A 1808-nucleotide genomic window follows, 5' to 3' on the forward strand; every position below is an offset into this window, starting at 1 on the left:
GGTCTCCCAGGGCGCGGACCCGAACGTCTTCGACACGCCCTGGGGGCGGATCGGCATCTCCATCTGCTACGACGTGGAATTCCCCAAGCATGTGCGGGTGCAGGTGGAGGCCGGGGCCTGGCTGATCCTCGCGCCGAGTTGCACAGACAGCATGCACGGCTTCAACCGCGTGCGCGTGGGTGCGGCGGCGCGGGCGATGGAAAACCAGTGCTACGTCGCCATCACGCCGACCGTGGGCGTGGCGCCGTGGTCCGCCGCACTGGATGTGAATCGCGGCCATGCGGCGGTGTTCGGCCCCGTCGATCGCGGCTTCCCGGAAGATGGCGTGCTGGCGCGCGGCGCGCTCGACCAGGACCAATGGGTGTTCTGCACGCTGGATCCGGCACGGATGACGGCGGCGCGCGCGGACGGCCAGGTGTTCAACCATCGCGACTGGCCGACCCGCCCCTTCATCCGTCCCCCCGTCGCGGCCTTCGCATGACGCTGGTCTACATCCTGGCCGGCGAGGCCTCAGGCGACGTGCTCGGCGCCCGGCTGATCGCGGCCCTGCACGCCCGGCGACCCGATCTGAAGATCGCCGGCATCGGCGGGCCGCGCATGGCCGAACAGGGCGTGACCAGCCTGTTCGACTATCGCGAGCTGGCGCTGATGGGCCTGATGGAAGTCCTGCCCAAGATCTTCCGCCTGAAGCGGCTGATCGGCGATGCCGTGGCCGACATCGCGGCGCGCAAGCCCGCGGTTCTGGTGACCATCGACAGCCCCGGCTTCACGCTGCGCGTCGCCGAGAAGGTGAAGCCGCTCGGCATTCCCGTGGTGCATTACGTCGCGCCGCAGGTCTGGGCCTGGCGGCCGGGGCGTGTGCTGAAGCTGCAGCGGAAGGTGGACCGCATCCTCTGTCTACTGCCCTTCGAACCGGTCTTCTTCGAACAGGCCGGCATTCCGGTCACCTTCGTCGGCCATCCGGTGCTGGAAAGCGGGGCGGATCGCGGCGATGCAGCACGTTTCCGGGCACAGCACGGCATCGGCGGCGAGGAACGCCCCATCATCGTCATGCCCGGCAGCCGCCGGATGGAGGCTTCTCGCCTGCTGCCCGCCTTCGCCGAGGCGCTGCGCCTCGCCGCGCTGCGCGTCCCGGGGCTGCGGCCGGTGCTGCCGGTGGCCCCCATCGTCGCGGACATGGTGCGCCAGGCCGCGGCCAGCTGGCCCGTCGCGCCGATCCTGATCGACGGGCTGGAGGCCAAGCACGACGCCTTCGCCGCCGTCGCGCAATCCGGCGGGGCGGGGCTGATCAAGTCCGGGACGTCTTCGCTTGAAATGGCGGTGGCGGGCATTCCGCATGTCGTCGCCTATCGGGTGAACGCGGTGACGGCGGCGATCGCCCGACGGCTGGTGAAGGTGCCGCATGCCTCGCTCGTGAACCTGCTCGCCGAGCGCGAGGTCGTGCCGGAACGGCTGCAGGAGACCTGCACGCCGGAAGCCTTGGCCGAAGCGCTGGTCGCACCGATGCTGGACCCCGCGATCGCCGCGGCGCAGCGCGTGGGCTTCGCCGAAGCGCTTGGGCATCTGCGCGCGCCGGAGGGGCTGCCGTCGGAAGCTGCCGCGATCGCGGTGCTGAAGCAGATCCAAGGGTGAAAGACGGGAGGGGCACTGCCCCTCCAATGCCGCCGCGAAGAGAATGCCGAGCGCCCCCCTGCTCCCGGCGTTCCTGCCGACCCTTCCTATACGGCGTCCGCGCGTAGCTGCCGCGCCGCTGCCGGCAGGTTACGCATGGCCGGCTTCACCTCCGCCCAGCCACGCGTCCTGCAGCC

2 protein-coding genes are annotated in these 1808 nt (G+C 70.8%); both read left to right on the top strand.

Annotation, left to right across the window (positions count from 1 at the left end; translation table 11 throughout):
- Positions 1-481 (top strand): nitrilase-related carbon-nitrogen hydrolase (locus tag ACE3O8_RS13510; RefSeq protein WP_374390577.1); only part of this gene is annotated, 481 nt, incomplete at its 5' end.
- Complete coding sequence (gene lpxB / locus ACE3O8_RS13515; RefSeq protein ID WP_374390579.1) at positions 478-1632, top strand: lipid-A-disaccharide synthase; 1155 nt, start codon at positions 478-480, stop codon at positions 1630-1632. The genes ACE3O8_RS13510 and lpxB, both read left to right, overlap by 4 nt.
- Positions 1633-1808 lie beyond the last annotated feature (176 nt).

Source organism: Sandaracinobacter sp. (assembly GCF_041909755.1).
Lineage (GTDB): Bacteria > Pseudomonadota > Alphaproteobacteria > Sphingomonadales > Sphingomonadaceae > Sandaracinobacteroides.

Excerpts from the sequence above, each read along its gene's own strand:
- lpxB (WP_374390579.1), top strand. The coding sequence starts at position 478 with ATGACGCTGGTCTACATCCTGGCCGGCGAGGCCTCAGGCGACGTGCTC.